Here is a 16,144-nt window from a genome sequence, read left to right as displayed (position 1 = left end):
CTTGTATTCTGAACGGATCGAAGAGTTCGGTGGCCCGACCATGGGCAGCACCTATTCGATCAAATACGTCCGCAGTGAAGGTGTCGCGCCGCAAGCCGAACTCAAGGCCGCGACCGAGGCGATCCTCGCCGAGATCGATCTGCAGATGTCCACCTATCGCGATGATTCGCTGATCGAGCAGTTCAACCGGGCGCCAGCGGGTACCTGCCAGACCATGCCCAAAGGCGTGCTGGACCTGGTTCGCGCCGGCGATCGCCTGCACCAGGAGAGTCAGGGCTATTTCGACCTGACGCTGGAGCCCCTGCTCGACCTCTGGGGCTTCGGGCCCAAGGGGCAGGGCGTGGCGGTGCCGGATGCCGAGCGCCTGGCCGAAGTGCGTCAGCGGGTTGGTCAACAGCACCTGAGAATCGAAGGCGAGCAACTGTGCAAGGACGTTGACGTGGAGGTCGACTTCAACAGCATCGCTGCCGGTTACGCTGTCGATCTGATCGTGGCGCGTCTGGGCGAGTTGGGTGTCACCAGTTATCTGGTCGAGGCCACCGGCGAGCTCAAGGCTGCAGGCTTCAAGCCCGATGGCAGCCACTGGCGTATCGGCCTGGAAGCCCCACGCGACGATCAGCGGGTCGCTCAGCGTATTCTGCAACTCGATGGCTACGGTATCTCCACCTCGGGTGACTACCGCAACTACTTCGAAGAGAACGGCCAGCGCTACTCGCACACGCTCGATCCGCTGAGCGGCAAGCCGGTCAACCACAAGCTGGCGGCGGTGACGGTGGCAGATCCATCGACCTTGCGCGCCGATGGCTTGTCTACCCTATTGATGGTGCTCGGGCCGGAAGCCGGGATGGCCTTCGCCGAGCGTAACGGTATCGCGGCGTTTTTCGTGACGCGTGAGGGCGAGGGATTCGTCACACAGGGCACGACCGCATTCGAGCAGCTATTCGCTGCAGGAGATGAGCAATGACTTTTCTGGTTGTATTTCTGGCCATGATTCTGGTCGTCGGCATGATGGCCGTTGGTGTGATCATGGGGCGCAAACCTATCGCCGGTTCCTGCGGTGGCATCGCCAACCTGGGTATCGAGAAGGAGTGCTCGATCTGCGGTGGTAGCCGCGAGAAGTGCGAAGAGGTCAATCGCGAGCAGAGCGAAGCGCCGAACACCGACCTGGCTTACGACGCGAGCAAGCGCTGAGCTGGCGGTATGGTTTGACAGCCGGTAGTCGCAATCCGCTGCCGGCCCCGCCGAGGGTGCGCCACAAGCGCTCCGGCCTGATCTGAAGGAGTAAACATGGCGGTCTACAACTACGATGTGGTGGTGCTGGGCTCCGGCCCTGCGGGCGAAGGCGCGGCGATGAACGCGGCCAAGGCCGGGCGCAAGGTGGCCGTGGTCGACAATCGTCCGCTGGTCGGTGGCAACTGTACTCACCTGGGGACCATTCCCTCCAAGGCGCTGCGCCACTCGGTGCGGCAGATCATGCAGTTCAATACCAATCCGATGTTCCGCCAGATTGGCGAGCCGCGCTGGTTCTCCTTTCCTGACGTGCTGAAAAGCGCCGAGAAGGTGATCGCCAAGCAGGTCACCTCCCGCACGGGCTACTACGCCCGTAACCGTATCGATACCTATTTCGGTACTGCCAGCTTTGCCGACGAGCAGACGGTGGAAGTGGTCTGCATCAACGGCGTGGTGGAAAAGCTGGTGGCCAAGCAGATCGTCATCGCGACCGGCTCGCGTCCTTATCGCCCGGCCGATGTCGATTTCCGTCACCCGCGTATCTACGACAGCGACACCATCCTCAGCCTCGGTCACACGCCGCGCCGCCTGATCATCTACGGCGCCGGGGTCATTGGCTGCGAGTACGCCTCGATCTTCAGTGGTCTGGGCGTGCTGGTCGATCTGATCGACAACCGCGATCAACTGCTCAGCTTCCTCGACTCGGAAATCTCCGATGCCCTGAGCTATCACCTGCGCAACAACAACGTGCTGATTCGTCACAACGAAGAGTACGAGCGCATCGAGGGTGTGGAAAACGGCGTGGTCCTGCACCTGAAGTCAGGCAAGAAGATCAAGGCCGACGCACTGCTGTGGTGTAACGGCCGCACCGGCAATACCGATCAACTGGGGCTGGAGAACATCGGCATTGCGGTCAACAGCCGTGGTCAGATCCAGGTCGACGAGCATTACCGCACCGAGGTCAGCAACATCTACGCTGCCGGTGATGTGATCGGCTGGCCGAGCCTGGCCAGCGCCGCTGCCGACCAGGGGCGTTCCGCTGCCGGCAGCATCGTCGACAACGGCAGCTGGCGTTTCGTCGATGACGTACCGACCGGCATTTACACCATTCCGGAGATCAGCTCGATCGGCAAGACCGAGCGGGAACTGACTCAGGCCAAGGTGCCTTACGAAGTGGGCAAGGCCTTCTTCAAGGGCATGGCGCGGGCGCAGATCTCGGTCGAGCCGGTGGGTATGCTGAAGATCCTCTTCCACCGTGAAACACTGGAAGTGCTGGGCGTGCACTGCTTCGGCTATCAGGCCTCGGAGATCGTCCACATCGGCCAGGCGATCATGAACCAGAAGGGTGAAGCCAACAGCATCAAGTACTTTATCAACACCACCTTCAACTACCCGACCATGGCCGAGGCCTATCGGGTTGCTGCGTTCGACGGTCTCAACCGGCTTTTTTGAGCGGCTCCGGCCGGCGGCCTGAGCCGGTCGGGGAGACAGGCTGGGTAGTGGCTTCCGAGTGGCGCTGGCCGAATCGGGAGAGCTTCTAGCGTCTCAGGCGGCAGAATGTTGAAAGCGGCCATGTGGCTCATGCAAGTCTGACAAGTCTCGACCTTGGTGCATGCGGGCGTTGCAAGCAGAATCCGATACCTGTTTTCAGGTGTCGGATTTTTTATGCGCGTTTCCTTCCTGCGTGCGTCCTGAGCCTTCTATCGTGCTGCTCAGGAGAGTCTGGGGGCGACGCTGGCAAGTGAGTTTTCAGGCTTGTCGAGTGCACCACCGTCCGCAGAATCTACACGCTACGAAGTCGTCCATTGTCGTAATGCCAGGACGCTTTCGTGACACTGCGCATCTCACTGGCAGCACGGATATCAGCTTGCGGGGGATCTCAACCGGTTGTGCTTGGACTCCAGAATGCCTGTCTTACACCCAGTAATGACGTCAACTTGCGCATCAGAGCATCGAGCTCATCGCCATCGATCGACGTTACGGTGAGAGTGGCTTCGATCTCTACGGCGTCCTCGCCGAAGGCGTTGACTTCCAGATCGCGTACAGGGAAGCGACCACTCTCAAGGGAAGCCTCCAGCGCCTTCATGATTACCTGCTGACGTTCCTTGTCGGCGATCACACAGACCGTATTGGTTACTTCTACCGACTCCACATCGAGGGGTTGGCGATTGATCGCATTGACTATTGGGCGTAGCAAGGTGTTGGCCGACAGCACAAACAGGGTCCCCAGCACGGCTTCTACCAGCATACCGGTACCCGCAGCGACACCCACTGCGGCGGAGCCCCACAGTGTCGCAGCTGTGTTGATTCCCCGAATATTGCCTTCCTCACGCATGATCACGCCGGCTCCCAGGAAACCTACGCCTGAGACCACATAGGCCAGCACGTGCAAAGGGCTTGGGCTGCCGCCGTAGATGGCGTGAAAGCGCATGGCAATATCGACGAACAGTGCGGCACCGACTGCGACCAGTACGTTGGTTCGCAAGCCGGCCGTGCGCTGACGATATTGACGCTCCAGGCCAATCACAGCACCCAGCAGGAACGCAGTCAGCAGACTCGCCAGGGTATTGAGTGACGCGGTCAGATCCATATGTTGAGCGATATACATGCTACCCCCTTAAATAATGAGGCCCAGCCGAGCCGGGCCCCATGGCACGATTGCGCAGTCAGCCAGCTGCCTGGGTCAGCAGGTCGCCCAGGAAGGCGTAGGCAAAGCCGAAGTAGATGAACACGCCCAGCAGGTCCATGATCGAGGTGATGAGCGGCGAGGACAGCGTGGCTGGATCGGTGCCGATGCGTCGAGCGAGGAACGGCAGCAGCGCACCGATGACGCCGCCGAGCACAGTGCATATCAGCATGCTAAAGCCGACTACCATCAGCACATCGAAGCCGACGCCCTTGGCGAAGAACGCCAGGATGACTTCGAGCAACGCGATCACGCCCCCCAGTGCTGCCGCTACGGGTAACTCACGCTTGATGATCAGCCATACATCACGCCATGTGAGCCTGAGTTCTCCGAGGGTCATCGCCCGAATGACCAGGGTGGCCGACTGGCTACCTGTATTACCGCCCATGTCCACGATCGGTGCGATGAACGCAGCCAGTACGATGGCCTGAGTCAGAATTTCCTCCTGCGCTGCCACGAAGGTGCTGGTCAGGATGCCGAAGAACGTCAGGATCACCAGCCAGAACACGCGTACGCTGAACATCTGCTTGAACGGGGACGCGATCACATCCAGGTCGGGGCCGCCCAATACGGCAGTACCGCCGAAACGGGCGAGCTGAGTAGCGTCCTGCTCCTTCTCGATATCCATGGCGTCATCGACCGTGACGATACCGATCATGCGCTCACCACCGTTGATCACCGGTAGTGCCAGCAGATCGTAATGGCGAATCAGTTCTGCAGCCTGCTCACGAGGCCATTGAGCGCGTGCAAAAACTGGACTGCTGCGCATGATCTCGCCGATGGTGGCGTTCGCATCCGCCAGTACCAGATCACGTAGTGATACGGTGCCACTGAGTCGCTGCTCCTGGTCCAGTACATAGATGACATAGATAGTCTCCTTGTCGGGGGCGGTCGCGCGGATATGCTCCAGCGCACAGGCCACTGCCATTTCGGGTGAAACGCGGACGTAATCCGAAGTCGTCACTGATCCGACGGTTCCATCCGGATAGGCAGCCAGCTTGATGATGTCATCGCGCTCGACCTTGGCTAGCGCGGGCAGAAGCTTCTGCTTGGCCCTCTCGCTCAGGCGGTTATAGAGGTCGGCTCGGTCATCCGACGGCATGCGTTCAAACAGCTCTACCACAGCCTCGCGCGGCATCGCACGGAGCAGGGTGTCCTGGCGTTTCTCCGGGATGTGGGCGAAGAGTTCTGCGCGGGCGAGTGGAGCCAGGATCAGCAGTAGAGAGACTGTTTCCGCCGTGTTGAGGACATCGAGTGCCTCTACCAGGTCGGAAGAATGAGTGTGCGTTGCAAGGCTGGCAAAGCTCGCAGCATCGAGCGAGTGAGCCAGGGTGCGAACGGAAAACAGCAGGTCTTCGCGATTCATGGGCATGCTCCTTTCGGGCCTTTCAGGCGGCCGCGGACATGCCTGATCTGTCAGACCATGGGCACGCCCCGACAGCCACAGGCCGATAACGGGGTGAAGTAATTGAGGTTCAAACGGCAAGATCGACCAGGGTCAGGGTCCATGACGGCCTCCAGTAGGTTGATGAAGTGACAAGGGGCTCAAACACCCAGAGCACGTTACGGTTCAATGCCAGAATTCCAGGCAACAGCCTTCCGTCGCAGGAAAAAACTGGTGCTGAAAAATAGAAACGCAAAGGTCTTCCCAGCCGGCGCAGGCAAGTCCACAGGCGCTGAAAAGCCGCCAATGTTTATGGCAACAGACCGGATTTACATAGGAAGTAGTAAGGCGCGACCGAAGTAAGGTCGTTTGATACCACTACCCGCCAGTTCGGCAAGGCAGTGGCGAGAAGAAGATCCCGCGATTACCTTGCCTGTGGTTCGTCGATGCTGGATCGACTACTGGAACCTTCCACAGCAAGAACTCCAGAAATTAGACGGGCGCAATCGTAGTTCCCCATCCAGCGCTTGGCAATCTACTGATTGAATGCTGTTCAGGTTGCATTAAGTGGCACTTGCATTTCCTGAAGGCAAGGCAGGCACGGGACCTATGGTCTTTGAGGTAATGCCCGTGCAGGGGGCCTTGCAGGACAAGAGACTTTGCTCTCCTGTCCTGCGCGACTAGCCGCGCAGCGTCTGCACCGCCAGGCCGGGAAAGTCGGTGATGATGCTGTCGGCGCCGAAGTCAGCCAGGCGGCGCATCAGCGCCGGCTCGTTGACCGTCCATACCGACACGTGCAGCCCTTGCTTCTGCGCCTTGAGCAGGCGCTCCGGGGTGCACAGGGTCCAGTTCAATGCCAGCAGGTGACAGTCGTAGTGCGCCGCCACTTTCAGTGGGTCGAGCCAGGCGTACTCGGCAACCAGACCCAGCTGCAGCTGCGGGGTCAGTTCGCGCGCGGCCTTGAGTACTTCCCGCGAGCTGGAGGTGATGGTGATCTGCTCGCGCAGGCCGAAGCGCTCGACGAGTTCGGCAATGGCCAGCACGGTGCGCGCGGCGCGCACTTTCGAGGCGCTTTTCACCTCCAATTGCCAATGCGCGAATTTGCACTGCTCGAACAATTCTTCCAGGCGCGGAATGGTGCAGGGACGTACCCAGCCGGGGCCACCCTTGCGTGCGTCGTACTTCACCAGCTCGGCGGCGTCGTGCTCGACCACCTTGCCGCGCAGGCCGGTGGTGCGCTTGAGCGTCGGGTCGTGGATCACCATCAGTTCGCCGTCGCGCGACAGATGCAGATCCAGTTCGCAGCGGTCGACGCCGTGTTCCAGGCAGCGCTGGAAACTGGCCAGGGTATTTTCCGGGGCTTCGCCCTTGGCGCCGCGATGGCCGTAGATGTGAGTCACTGTTACTCCTTGACGGTGTCGAGGTGGCGCGGCTGGTGATGGCGCACGCTGTTGATCACGTGATCGTATTCGAAATAGACGCTGAATTCGCGGTAGTCCCAGCGCGTGATCGGTGGCTGGCCGACAGGCTTGTGCTCTTCATCGGCCAGGCCGAAACGCTCCAGCACCGAACGCTTGGACTGGCCTTTGTGCGGCAGGGTGCGGGGGTCGAGTTCGGCGCCCTGGTTGCCCAGAGGAATGGTCAGGGTGTCAGCGAATAGAGCAGTAGGGGCGAGCAGGGTGAAAAGCAGAGCGAGACGATACATGGCGGTTCCTTGGCGGCTGTCATTCGCGGGCTTGGCGACGCTCCAGAGCCTGCTTCTGCAGGATATGCCGAGCCAGCAACTGGCGCTGTGCGTCGGTCAACGCTTCGAACTCGGTGCCGATCTCGAATTGACCGTCCGCGCGTTGACTGCAGTGCACCACCTGGCCACGCAGCAAGAGGCCGAGGGCCTGTGGCATCAGCACCATCTTGATCGCCAGATGGCTACCCGGCGCCACGGCCTGGGCGTTATTGAAGCTGATGCCGCCTTCGGACAGCGAGACCTGGCGTGGCGCGCCGATGTCGCGCAGCAGGCTCTGCGCCACGGCCTGGCCGAGCAGGTCGATGCGCTTGTTGATCACCTTCAGGTAGTTGGCCAGGGTACGGTCGCGTTCGGTGATATGGCGCAGCAGATGCTGGGATTCGAAGTCCGTCAGGTGCAGGTCGCTGAGCAGGTTGAACAGCGGCGATGGATCGTGAAGCGCGTCGCTGGCATGGGCTTCGGCCCCCGACAGCAGGCTGAATTCCAGTGCGATCGTATCGTCGATACGATAGTATTCGCGGCGATCATCTACATCGTTAGTCGACATGGCGAACCCATGAAAGCGGTGGTGGTCGAAGACCCTGTTGAAAGTCTCGCGAACTGGATGCGTGCCAGGCAAGCGTCGCCGAACAAGCCTCGGTTACGAATGGTAAACGAGCATTGCTCGCTTCGCTCGCCCCTTCGGGGCCACACTGAAGTGCGCTAGCCATAAGCGGCTTTCCAAGTGTCTTTAACGCAGCATGCCCGATACGCAGCAGACTTTGAGTTGCTTCTGAGTGTAAGGCTGCTGACCTGGCCCTGCCACAAGGACGTTTTTCTTTCCCTCGAATCTCTCCGACATGTTCAGACCTCTGTTCGTATTCATCGGTACGCGCTACACGCGGGCCAAGCGTCGCAACCACTTCGTCTCCTTCATTTCCCTGACGTCCATGCTCGGCCTCACCCTCGGGGTGATGGTGATGATCCTGGTACTGTCGGTGATGAATGGTTTCGACCACGAAATGCGCACCCGCGTGCTGGGGATGATTCCTCATGCCACGGTGGAATCGCCCACGCCGGTCAGCGACTGGCCGGCATTGGCGCGTCAGGTCGAGCGCCACCCGCGTGTCGAGGCGCTGGCGCCCTTCACCCAGATGCAGGGTCTGCTGACGCACGATGGCAAGGTGCAGAAGGTGCTGATCAATGCCATCGACCCTGAGCAGGAACGCAAGGTGTCGATCATCGACGGCTTCTTCCAGCAGGGCAGTCTCGACAGCCTGAAACCCGGCGATTTCGCCATGGTCATCGGCGACAAGGCAGCGGCCAAGCTGGGCCTGAAACTGGGAGACAAGGTCACCTTCGTCGCGCCCGAGGTCACCGTGACCCCCGCCGGCATGTTCCCGCGCCTGAAGCGCTTTACCGTCACCGGCATCTTCCACGTCGGCGCTGGCGAGATCGACGGTGCACTGGCGCTGGCCAACATCAGCGACCTGGCGCGCCTGCAGCGCTGGAAACCGGATCAGGTACAGGGCCTGCGACTGAAGTTCGATGATCTGTTCCAGGCGCCGCGCAGCGCCTGGGAGATCGCCCAGACCCTCGACGGTGATTTCTACGCCCGCGACTGGACCCGCACCCACGGCAACCTGTACCAGGCCATTCGCATGGAGAAGACCATGATCGGCCTGCTCCTGCTGCTGATCGTCGCGGTGGCCGCGTTCAACATCATTTCCACGCTGGTGATGGTGGTGACCGACAAGAAGGGCGACATCGCCATCCTGCGTACCCTCGGCGCCACGCCGCGGCAGATCATGGCCATCTTCATGGTGCAAGGTACGGTGATCGGGGTGGTCGGCACCTTCATCGGCGCCGTGCTGGGGATTCTCGCAGCACTGAACGTCAGCAGTCTGATCGCCGGCATCGAGCGTCTGCTGGGCATCAAGTTTCTCAATGCCGATGTCTACTTCATCGATTACCTGCCTTCGCAACTGCAGAGCGCCGACGTGGTGATGGTCTGTACCGCGGCGTTGCTGCTGAGCTTCTTCGCCACCCTGTATCCAGCCTGGCGCGCTGCGCGTACCCAGCCGGCCGAGGCCCTGCGCTATGAGTGAGTCCATGAACCAGAACGCCATGAAACAGCACAATGCCGTGCTCAGCTGCCGCAACCTGAGCAAGCGTTACGACGAGGGCCCCGAGTCGGTGGTGGTGCTCGATGGTCTGGAGCTTGAGCTGCTGCCCGGCGAGCGCGTGGCCATCGTCGGCAGCTCCGGTTCCGGCAAGAGCACCCTGCTGAACATGCTCGGTGGCCTGGATACGCCCAGCGACGGCAGTGTCTGGCTTGCTGGCGAGCAGCTGTCGGCGCTGAGCGAGACCGCTCGTGGCCTGCTGCGCAACTGTGCGCTGGGCTTCGTCTACCAGTTTCACCACCTGCTGGCCGAGTTCACCGCACTGGAGAACGTCTGCATGCCGCTGTTGATCGGCAAGACGTCGATCAGCGAGGCGCGCGAGCGTGCCACCAGGCTGCTCGAGCGCGTAGGTCTTGCCCATCGCCTCAATCACAAACCGTCTGAACTCTCCGGTGGTGAGCGCCAGCGTGTGGCGATTGCCCGTGCCCTGGTCAACCGCCCGGGGCTGGTGCTGCTCGATGAGCCCACCGGCAACCTCGATCAGCACACTGCCGAAGGCATTCAGGAGCTGATGCGCGAGCTCAGCCGCGACTCCAACACTGCGTTCCTGGTGGTGACCCACGACATGCAGCTGGCACGCCAGATGGATCGCGTGCTCAGCCTGCAGGACGGCAAGCTGGTGACCCTCTGATGTTTCGTCCGCTGAGTATCTTCATCGGCGCTCGCTACACACGGGCCAAGCGCCGCAACCATTTCATCTCCTTCATTTCGCTGACTTCGATGATCGGCCTGGCGCTGGGCGTGCTGGCGATGATCGTGGTGTTGTCGGTGATGAACGGCTTCCAGAAGGAAATGAGCTCGCGCATTCTCGGCATGGTGCCGCACGCCATGCTCTACGGCGCCGAGCCGGTCGCCGACTGGCGTGCCCTGGCGGACAAGGCCATGGCCAATCCACAGGTGCAGGCCGTAGCGCCTTATGCCGAGTTGGAGGGCATGCTCTCGCATCGTGGGCTGATGCAGCCGATTCAGATCCACGGCATCGACCCGGCGCAGGAGGGTAAGGTATCGATCCTGCCCGAGCACATCCGCCAGGGCAGCCTGAACAATCTGCAGCCCGGCGAATTCGGCGTAGTGATCGGCGATATCACCGCGCGCCGTTTCGGCCTGCAGGTGGGCGACAAGCTGACCTTGATCATTCCCGAGCTGAGCAGCGCGCCCGGCGGCGTCACACCGCGCATGCAGCGCCTGAACGTGGCGGCGGTGTTCAAGGTGGGCGCCGAGCTGGACAGCTCGCTGGCACTGATCAACGTCGCCGATGCCGCTGCCATGCAGCGCCTGCCGGAAGGCACGGTGCCGGGCATTCGCCTGGCGCTGAAAGACCTCTACCAGGCTCCGCAGGTGTCCAAGGCATTGGTCGACGAGCTGGGGACGGGTTATCGCGCCGATGACTGGACTCATACCCAGGGCAGCCTGTTCAGCGCGATGAAAATGGAGAAGACCATGATCGGTCTGCTGCTTTTGCTGATCGTTGCCGTGGCGGCGTTCAACATCATCGCTACGCTGATCATGGTAGTGGCTGACAAGGGCGGCGATATCGCCATCCTGCGCACCCTGGGTGCCACGCCGCGGCAGATCATGGCGATTTTCATGGTGCAGGGCTCGGTAATCGGCCTGGTCGGTACGCTGATCGGCACGGTGCTGGGTGTGCTGGCGGCGCTCAATGTCAGCGCGCTGGTGGCCTGGCTGGAGTCGCTCGCCGGGCAGCAGGTAATGAGCTCCGATGTGTACTTCATCAGCAGCCTGCCATCGGACCTGCAGTGGCTGGATGTGGTGCTGATCTGTTCGGCGGCATTGATCCTGAGTTTCCTCGCCACGCTCTACCCTTCATGGCGGGCGGCGCAGGTGCAGCCGGCCGAAGCTCTGCGCTACGAGTAAGAACGAAAAAGCCGTCAACTTTGACGGCTTTTTCTTTTCAGTGGCGTTCCAGTCGGCGTTTTTCCTGACGCTTGCGCCAACTGCGCTGGACCCACCAGCGCCAGTAGAGCATGGTCAGTACATAGCCTGCCGCCGCGAGAATGATCCCTGCGACGAAGGAGCCCAGATACAGGGGTTTCCACAGCACTGCCACCTCAGCCGTGATCCATTCCAGGCTCAGGGTCGTCGGCATGCGCACCGGAGGCGTCTGCATGATCCACGCGCCCAGCTTGTAGGTGCAGTAGAAAACCGGCGGCATGGTGATGGGGTTGGTCAGCCAAACCAGGCCGATGGAAATCGGCAGGTTGGCGCGCATCGGAATAGCGACGGCGGCGGCGGCCAGCATCTGCATGGGCATGGGGATCATTGCCCAGAACAGACCGATGGCCATGCCACGGGCTACCGAATGGCGGTTGAGATGCCAGAGATTGGGGTCATGAATGAGTTTGCCGAGAAAGCGCAGGGACTTGTTACCCTTGATGCTGTCGGGGTTGGGCATGTAGCGCTTGAATAAACGACGCGGCATGAAGAGTCTCTGGGCAGGCAAAAGCGCCGGTATTATGCACGGATTCAGCCTGGCCAGCGTTTCCATATTGTGACTGGAGGTGAGCGCTGGACGCGCGCACCTTGGCTCGATGAGCAAGGAGAAACCATGCGAACAGGGATGTTGGCACTAGCCTTGGGGCTATTGACGCTGCGCTTTCTGCCCAGCCTGCCGCCGGGCTGGTTGTTGCTGGTGGCGGTCTGCGTCGGCCTGGCGCTGTTGTTCTCACGCTTTTATCCGTTGGGGTTCTTTTTGTTGGGGCTGGCCTGGGCCTGCGGCTCGGCGCAATCGGCACTGGATGACCGCCTCGATCCGCAGCTCGATGGCCGTACCCTGTGGCTGGAAGGCCGAGTGGTCGGTCTGCCGGAGGTGTCCGATGGTGTGGTGCGCTTCCAGTTCGAGGAAGCGCGCTCACGGCGTGCCGAGTTGCCGAAAAAAATGCGTCTGGCCTGGCATGGCGGGCCGCCGGTGCAGGGCGGCGAGCGCTGGCGGGTGGTGGTCAACCTGAAGCGCCCGCATGGGTTGGTCAATCCGCAGAGTTTCGATCACGAGGCCTGGCTGCTGGCCCAGCGCATTGGCGCGACGGGCACGATCAAGTCTGGCGAGCGGTTATCCCCCGCGACAGGTTTGGGTAGCTGGCGCGACAGCCTGCGTCAGCATTTGCTGGCTGTGCCGGCATTCCAGCGAGAGGGCGCCATTGCCGCTCTGGTCCTGGGTGATGGATCCGGTCTGAGCGCGGGCGACTGGCGCCTGTTGCAGCATACGGGCACGGTGCACCTGATGGTCATCTCCGGCCAGCATATCGCGCTGCTGGCCGGCTTTCTTTACGCACTGGTGGCGTTGTTGGCGAGAGTCGGTGCCTGGCCAAGGCGCTGGCCCTGGCTGCCCTGTGCCTGCGCGCTGGCCGTGAGCGGGGCCCTGGTCTATGGAATGTTGGCGGGCTTTCAGGTGCCAGTGCGCAGGGCCTGCGTGATGGTTGCGCTGGTGCTGCTCTGGCGCATGCGCTTTCGTCACCTGGGCGCCTGGTGGCCATTGTTACTGGCGCTGAACGTAGTGCTGCTGCTCGAGCCACTGGCGTCCTTGCAAGCGGGGTTCTGGCTGTCGTTCTCGGCGGTGGCGATTCTCGCGTTGGTATTCGGTGGCCGGCTTGGCGCCTGGGGTTGGTGGCGTGGGCTGACACGGGCGCAGTGGACCATGGCCATCGGTCTGTTGCCGATGATGCTGATCCTCGGTTTGCCAGTCAGCAGCAGCGGGCCACTGGCCAACCTGGTGGCCGTGCCCTGGGTGGGGCTGGTCGTCGTGCCCCTGGCCTTGCTGGGCACTCTGCTGCTGCCCGTTCCCGTGATTGGGGAGGGGTTGTTGTGGCTGGCCGGTGGGGCGCTGCATCTGTTATTCGAATTGCTCGGTGTCGTCGCGGGTTGGCTACCTGCCTGGCTGCCCAGCAACCTGCCGCTCTGGGCCTGGCTACTGGCAGCCGCAGGTGCCTTGTTGTTCCTGATGCCTGCCGGGGTGCCGCTGCGTCTACCCGGCCTTGCGCTGTTGTTGCCTGCCTTGTTGTTGCCCACTCAGCAACTGGACGATGGCCGTGCCGATGTCTGGGTGCTGGATGTGGGACAGGGGCTGGCGGTGCTGGTACGCACCCGAGACCACAGCCTGCTGTACGACGCCGGGCCACGCTTCGGCGATTTCGATACCGGTGAGCGCATTGTCCTGCCTTCCTTGCGTGCGATGAACCTCAGGCGTCTCGATCTGATGCTGCTCAGTCATGCCGACAATGATCATGTCGGTGGCGCCGCTGCGATCAAGGCCGGGATGCCGGTGGCGCGGGTCATCAGTGGCGAGCCGATGCGGGTGGCCAGGGCGCTTGGCGCTGAGGCTTGTCAGTCGGGGCAAAGCTGGCAATGGAATGACGTGACTTTCAGGCTGTGGCAGTGGCAGCGGGCCAGCTCCGGTAATCAGCGCTCCTGCGTGCTACAGGTGGAGGCCGGTGGCGAGCGCCTGCTGTTGACCGGTGACATCGACATCCTGGCCGAACGCGCGCTGATGCAGGCCGACTTTCCCCTGGCCTCTCAGTGGCTGCTGGCGCCTCATCACGGCAGTCGCACATCATCCAGCCGAGCCTTCATCGATGCTGTCGCGCCGCAGCATGCGCTGATCACCCGCGGTCGCCACAATGCCTTTGGGCATCCTCACCCGCAGGTACTGGAGCGTTATCGGGCAGCCGGTGTCGAGGTCCATGACACTGCGTTGGATGGCGCCCTGCATTTGCGTCTGGGTGAGCATGCTGCACCGCATGGGTTGCGACGCGAACCACGTTTCTGGCGGGAAAAATGAGAACAGCGACGGTCGGCGAGGGCGGCACCCTATGCTAGAGTGGCGCCACTTTTTCGAGGGGGATTCTCTACCGTGTGGGAACTGGTCAAAGCTGGCGGCTGGATGATGCTGCCGATCATTCTCTGTTCCATCGCTGCTGCCGGCATCGTCGCCGAGCGCCTGTGGACCCTGCGGCCCGCCCGCGTCACTCCGGCCAACCTGCTGGCTCAGGTCTGGCGCTGGATCAAGGACAAGAAACTCAACAACCAGAAGCTCAAGGAGCTGCGCGAGGATTCGCCGCTGGGGCAGATTCTCGCCGCCGGCCTGGCCAACTCCAAGCATGGTCGCGAGATCATGAAGGAGTGCATCGAGGAGGCCGCCGCCCGCGTCATCCATGACCTGGAACGCTACCTCAATGCCCTCGGCACCATTGCCGGCATCGCGCCGCTGCTCGGTCTGCTCGGTACCGTGCTGGGCATGATCGAGATCTTCAGCTCCTTCATGGGCTCGGGCATGGCCAACGCGCCGATGCTCGCTGGTGGTATCTCCAAGGCGCTGATCACCACTGCAGCCGGCCTGATGGTGGCGATCCCGGCGCTGTTCTTCCATCGCTACCTGCAGCGTCGCGTCGACGAGCTGGTGGTCGGCATGGAGCAGGAAGCGATCAAGCTGGTGGAAATGGTGCAGGGAGATCGCGACGTCGACCTGGGTGAGGGCAAGGCGTGAAATTCCGGCGCAAACCGCGGGAGAACGTCGAGATCAACCTGGCCTCGTTGATCGACGTGGTATTCATCCTGCTGCTGTTCTTCGTGGTCACCACCACCTTCACCCGCGAGACCCAGCTCAAGGTCGACCTGCCCGAGGCGGCCAGTGGCACGCCGCCCGAGCAGACCGAGCTCAAGCAGGTCGAGGTGCTGATTGGCGCCGACGGCGCGTTTTCGGTCAATGGCAAGGCACTGCTGGAGAGCAACCTGAGCAATCTCATGGCGGCTCTGCAGAAGGAATCCGATGGCGACAACAGCCTGCCGCTGATCATCAGTGCCGACGGCAAGACTCCGCACCAGTCGGTGATCACTGCGATGGATGCGGCCGGCAAGCTGGGCTTCTCGCACCTGCGCATCACCACGGTGGAAGCACAGGAAGCCCCCTGAGTGAGCGCTGCCGATCGCTTGCTCCAAGCCTGGTATCGCGGCCACCCGGCGCTGACGCTGCTGCGTCCGCTGGAGTGGCTGTATCGCCGCGTGGTGCAGGGCAAGCGCGCGCGTTTCCTGGCTGGCGAGGGCGATATCTACCGTGCCCCGGTGCCCGTGCTGGTGGTGGGCAACATCACGGTTGGTGGCACCGGCAAGACGCCGCTCATTCTCTTTCTGATCGAGCACTGTCGCGCCCGTGGCCTCAAGGTCGGCGTGGTCAGCCGTGGCTACGGCGCCACGCCACCCAGTCTGCCGTGGCGGGTACGCGCCGAGCAGTCGGCGGCGCAGGCGGGTGACGAACCGCTGCTGATGGTCCAGCGTACGGGTGTGCCCTTGATGATCGACCCGGATCGCAGCCGCGCCGTGCGTGCGCTGTTGGCCGAGGAGCCACTGGATCTGATCCTCTGCGACGATGGCCTGCAGCACTACCGCCTGGCGCGCGATCTGGAGCTGGTATTGATCGACGCCGCGCGTGGCCTGGGCAATCGCCGCTGCCTGCCAGCCGGGCCACTGCGCGAGCCGGCCGAGCGTCTGGATGAGGTGGATGCTGTGCTGTTCAACGGTGCTGAGGCGGACCGCGCCGATGGCTACGCCTTTCGCTTGCAGCCGACCGCACTGGTCAATCTGGTCAGCGGTGAGCGCCTCGGCCTCGAGCACTTCCCACCCGGCCAGGCCGTGCATGCGGTAGCCGGTATCGGCAACCCGCAACGTTTCTTCAATACCCTCGAAGCGCTAAACTGGCGCCCGGTTCCGCATCCCTTCGCCGACCATGCCCAGTACGACGCCGCGCAGCTCAGCTTCGAGCCGCCGCTGCCACTGCTGATGACCGAGAAGGATGCGGTGAAATGCCGGGCCTTCGCTGCCGCCGACTGGTGGTACCTGGCCGTCGACGCCGTGCCCACACCGGCTTTCGTCGACTGGCTGGATAAAGAGTTGGCCCGCCTCATACCGGGGTCTTGATGACCCCATCAAGG

General features: G+C 62.2%; 16 protein-coding genes. 10 read left to right on the top strand and 6 right to left on the bottom strand.

The features are described from left to right. Positions 1 to 40 precede the first annotated feature (40 nt). The 3 genes from INS93_RS09045 (at position 41) to sthA (ending at position 2,682) form a co-directional block, all read left to right on the top strand. The gene (locus tag INS93_RS09045) at positions 41 to 964 is read left to right on the top strand and encodes an FAD:protein FMN transferase (RefSeq protein WP_192981455.1); all 924 of its coding nucleotides are present in this window, start codon (positions 41 to 43) and stop codon (positions 962 to 964) included. Continuing rightward, complete coding sequence (nqrM, locus tag INS93_RS09040) at positions 961 to 1,191, top strand: (Na+)-NQR maturation NqrM (protein ID WP_160020370.1); 231 nt, start codon at positions 961 to 963, stop codon at positions 1,189 to 1,191. Before INS93_RS09045 ends, nqrM begins: the two co-directional genes overlap by 4 nt. Before the next feature lie 96 nt (positions 1,192 to 1,287). Further along, positions 1,288 to 2,682 carry a Si-specific NAD(P)(+) transhydrogenase gene (gene sthA, locus INS93_RS09035; RefSeq protein ID WP_072425943.1) on the top strand — a complete coding sequence of 465 codons (1,395 nt, stop codon included), beginning with the start codon at positions 1,288 to 1,290 and terminating at the stop codon, positions 2,680 to 2,682. Positions 2,683 to 3,109: 427 nt separating this feature from the next. On the opposite strand, the gene INS93_RS09030 is transcribed toward sthA, so the two are convergent. The 5 genes from INS93_RS09030 to INS93_RS09010 form a co-directional block, all read right to left on the bottom strand. Beyond that, complete coding sequence (locus tag INS93_RS09030) at positions 3,110 to 3,838, bottom strand: MgtC/SapB family protein (protein ID WP_192981130.1); 729 nt, start codon at positions 3,836 to 3,838, stop codon at positions 3,110 to 3,112. A gap of 58 nt (positions 3,839 to 3,896) precedes the next feature. Continuing rightward, a complete protein-coding gene (gene mgtE, locus INS93_RS09025; RefSeq protein ID WP_192981129.1) occupies positions 3,897 to 5,282 on the bottom strand; it encodes a magnesium transporter in 1,386 nt (461 codons plus the stop codon). Between the two features lie 698 nt (positions 5,283 to 5,980). Beyond that, a complete protein-coding gene (locus INS93_RS09020) occupies positions 5,981 to 6,700 on the bottom strand; it encodes a glycerophosphodiester phosphodiesterase (protein WP_192981128.1) in 720 nt (239 codons plus the stop codon). A gap of 2 nt (positions 6,701 to 6,702) precedes the next feature. Next, positions 6,703 to 7,005: a phosphodiesterase gene (locus INS93_RS09015; RefSeq protein WP_192981126.1), complete on the bottom strand. Its 303-nt coding sequence runs from the start codon at positions 7,003 to 7,005 to the stop codon at positions 6,703 to 6,705. A 19-nt stretch (positions 7,006 to 7,024) separates the two neighbouring features. Beyond that, positions 7,025 to 7,591 (bottom strand): PilZ domain-containing protein, encoded by a 567-nt coding sequence (locus INS93_RS09010; protein WP_192981124.1) that lies wholly within the window; start codon positions 7,589 to 7,591, stop codon positions 7,025 to 7,027. Between the two features lie 292 nt (positions 7,592 to 7,883). On the opposite strand from INS93_RS09010, the gene INS93_RS09005 reads away from it, so the two are divergent. The 3 genes from INS93_RS09005 to INS93_RS08995 are packed head-to-tail and all read left to right on the top strand — an operon-like array spanning position 7,884 to position 11,081. Then, on the top strand, positions 7,884 to 9,131 hold the full coding sequence (locus tag INS93_RS09005; protein ID WP_160020364.1) for a lipoprotein-releasing ABC transporter permease subunit: 1,248 nt from the start codon (positions 7,884 to 7,886) through the stop codon (positions 9,129 to 9,131). Between the two features lie 19 nt (positions 9,132 to 9,150). After that, positions 9,151 to 9,837, top strand: a complete 687-nt coding sequence (gene lolD, locus INS93_RS09000; RefSeq protein ID WP_420707294.1) for a lipoprotein-releasing ABC transporter ATP-binding protein LolD — start codon at positions 9,151 to 9,153, stop codon at positions 9,835 to 9,837. Further along, complete coding sequence (locus INS93_RS08995; protein ID WP_192981120.1) at positions 9,837 to 11,081, top strand: lipoprotein-releasing ABC transporter permease subunit; 1,245 nt, start codon at positions 9,837 to 9,839, stop codon at positions 11,079 to 11,081. The genes lolD and INS93_RS08995 overlap by 1 nt, the downstream gene beginning before the upstream one ends. A 37-nt stretch (positions 11,082 to 11,118) precedes the next feature. Here INS93_RS08995 and INS93_RS08990 read toward each other — a convergent pair whose 3' ends face one another. Further along, positions 11,119 to 11,646, bottom strand: a complete 528-nt coding sequence (locus INS93_RS08990) for a DUF2062 domain-containing protein (RefSeq protein WP_192981118.1) — start codon at positions 11,644 to 11,646, stop codon at positions 11,119 to 11,121. Between the two features lie 126 nt (positions 11,647 to 11,772). On the opposite strand from INS93_RS08990, the gene INS93_RS08985 reads away from it, so the two are divergent. From INS93_RS08985 to lpxK, 4 genes are all read left to right on the top strand, one after another. Next, entirely contained in the window at positions 11,773 to 13,998 is a 2,226-nt protein-coding gene (locus INS93_RS08985; protein ID WP_226945404.1) for a DNA internalization-related competence protein ComEC/Rec2, read from the top strand. Between the two features lie 72 nt (positions 13,999 to 14,070). Further along, a complete protein-coding gene (locus INS93_RS08980; protein ID WP_013714801.1) occupies positions 14,071 to 14,703 on the top strand; it encodes a MotA/TolQ/ExbB proton channel family protein in 633 nt (210 codons plus the stop codon). Beyond that, a complete protein-coding gene (locus INS93_RS08975; protein ID WP_160020360.1) occupies positions 14,700 to 15,128 on the top strand; it encodes an ExbD/TolR family protein in 429 nt (142 codons plus the stop codon). The genes INS93_RS08980 and INS93_RS08975 overlap by 4 nt, the downstream gene beginning before the upstream one ends. Beyond that, positions 15,129 to 16,130 (top strand): tetraacyldisaccharide 4'-kinase, encoded by a 1,002-nt coding sequence (gene lpxK, locus INS93_RS08970; RefSeq protein ID WP_192981116.1) that lies wholly within the window; start codon positions 15,129 to 15,131, stop codon positions 16,128 to 16,130. It abuts the gene before it with no gap. Positions 16,131 to 16,144: the final 14 nt, after the last annotated feature.

Source organism: Pseudomonas sp. EggHat1 (genome assembly GCF_014892995.1).
In the GTDB taxonomy this organism is placed as follows: domain Bacteria; phylum Pseudomonadota; class Gammaproteobacteria; order Pseudomonadales; family Pseudomonadaceae; genus Aquipseudomonas; species Aquipseudomonas chaetocerotis.
Note: the sequence above shows the minus strand (reverse complement) of the source record. Positions and strands in the feature narration are given on the sequence as shown.

Coding starts and splice junctions, on each gene's coding strand:
- INS93_RS09045 (WP_192981455.1), top strand. CDS start 41: ATGGGCAGCACCTATTCGATCAAATACGTCCGCAGTGAAGGTGTCGCG.
- nqrM (WP_160020370.1), top strand. CDS start 961: ATGACTTTTCTGGTTGTATTTCTGGCCATGATTCTGGTCGTCGGCATG.
- sthA (WP_072425943.1), top strand. CDS start 1,288: ATGGCGGTCTACAACTACGATGTGGTGGTGCTGGGCTCCGGCCCTGCG.
- INS93_RS09030 (WP_192981130.1), bottom strand. CDS start 3,838: ATGTATATCGCTCAACATATGGATCTGACCGCGTCACTCAATACCCTG.
- mgtE (WP_192981129.1), bottom strand. CDS start 5,282: ATGAATCGCGAAGACCTGCTGTTTTCCGTTCGCACCCTGGCTCACTCG.
- INS93_RS09015 (WP_192981126.1), bottom strand. CDS start 7,005: ATGTATCGTCTCGCTCTGCTTTTCACCCTGCTCGCCCCTACTGCTCTA.
- INS93_RS09010 (WP_192981124.1), bottom strand. CDS start 7,591: ATGTCGACTAACGATGTAGATGATCGCCGCGAATACTATCGTATCGAC.
- INS93_RS09005 (WP_160020364.1), top strand. CDS start 7,884: ATGTTCAGACCTCTGTTCGTATTCATCGGTACGCGCTACACGCGGGCC.
- lolD (WP_420707294.1), top strand. CDS start 9,151: ATGAAACAGCACAATGCCGTGCTCAGCTGCCGCAACCTGAGCAAGCGT.
- INS93_RS08995 (WP_192981120.1), top strand. CDS start 9,837: ATGTTTCGTCCGCTGAGTATCTTCATCGGCGCTCGCTACACACGGGCC.
- INS93_RS08990 (WP_192981118.1), bottom strand. CDS start 11,646: ATGCCGCGTCGTTTATTCAAGCGCTACATGCCCAACCCCGACAGCATC.
- INS93_RS08985 (WP_226945404.1), top strand. CDS start 11,773: ATGCGAACAGGGATGTTGGCACTAGCCTTGGGGCTATTGACGCTGCGC.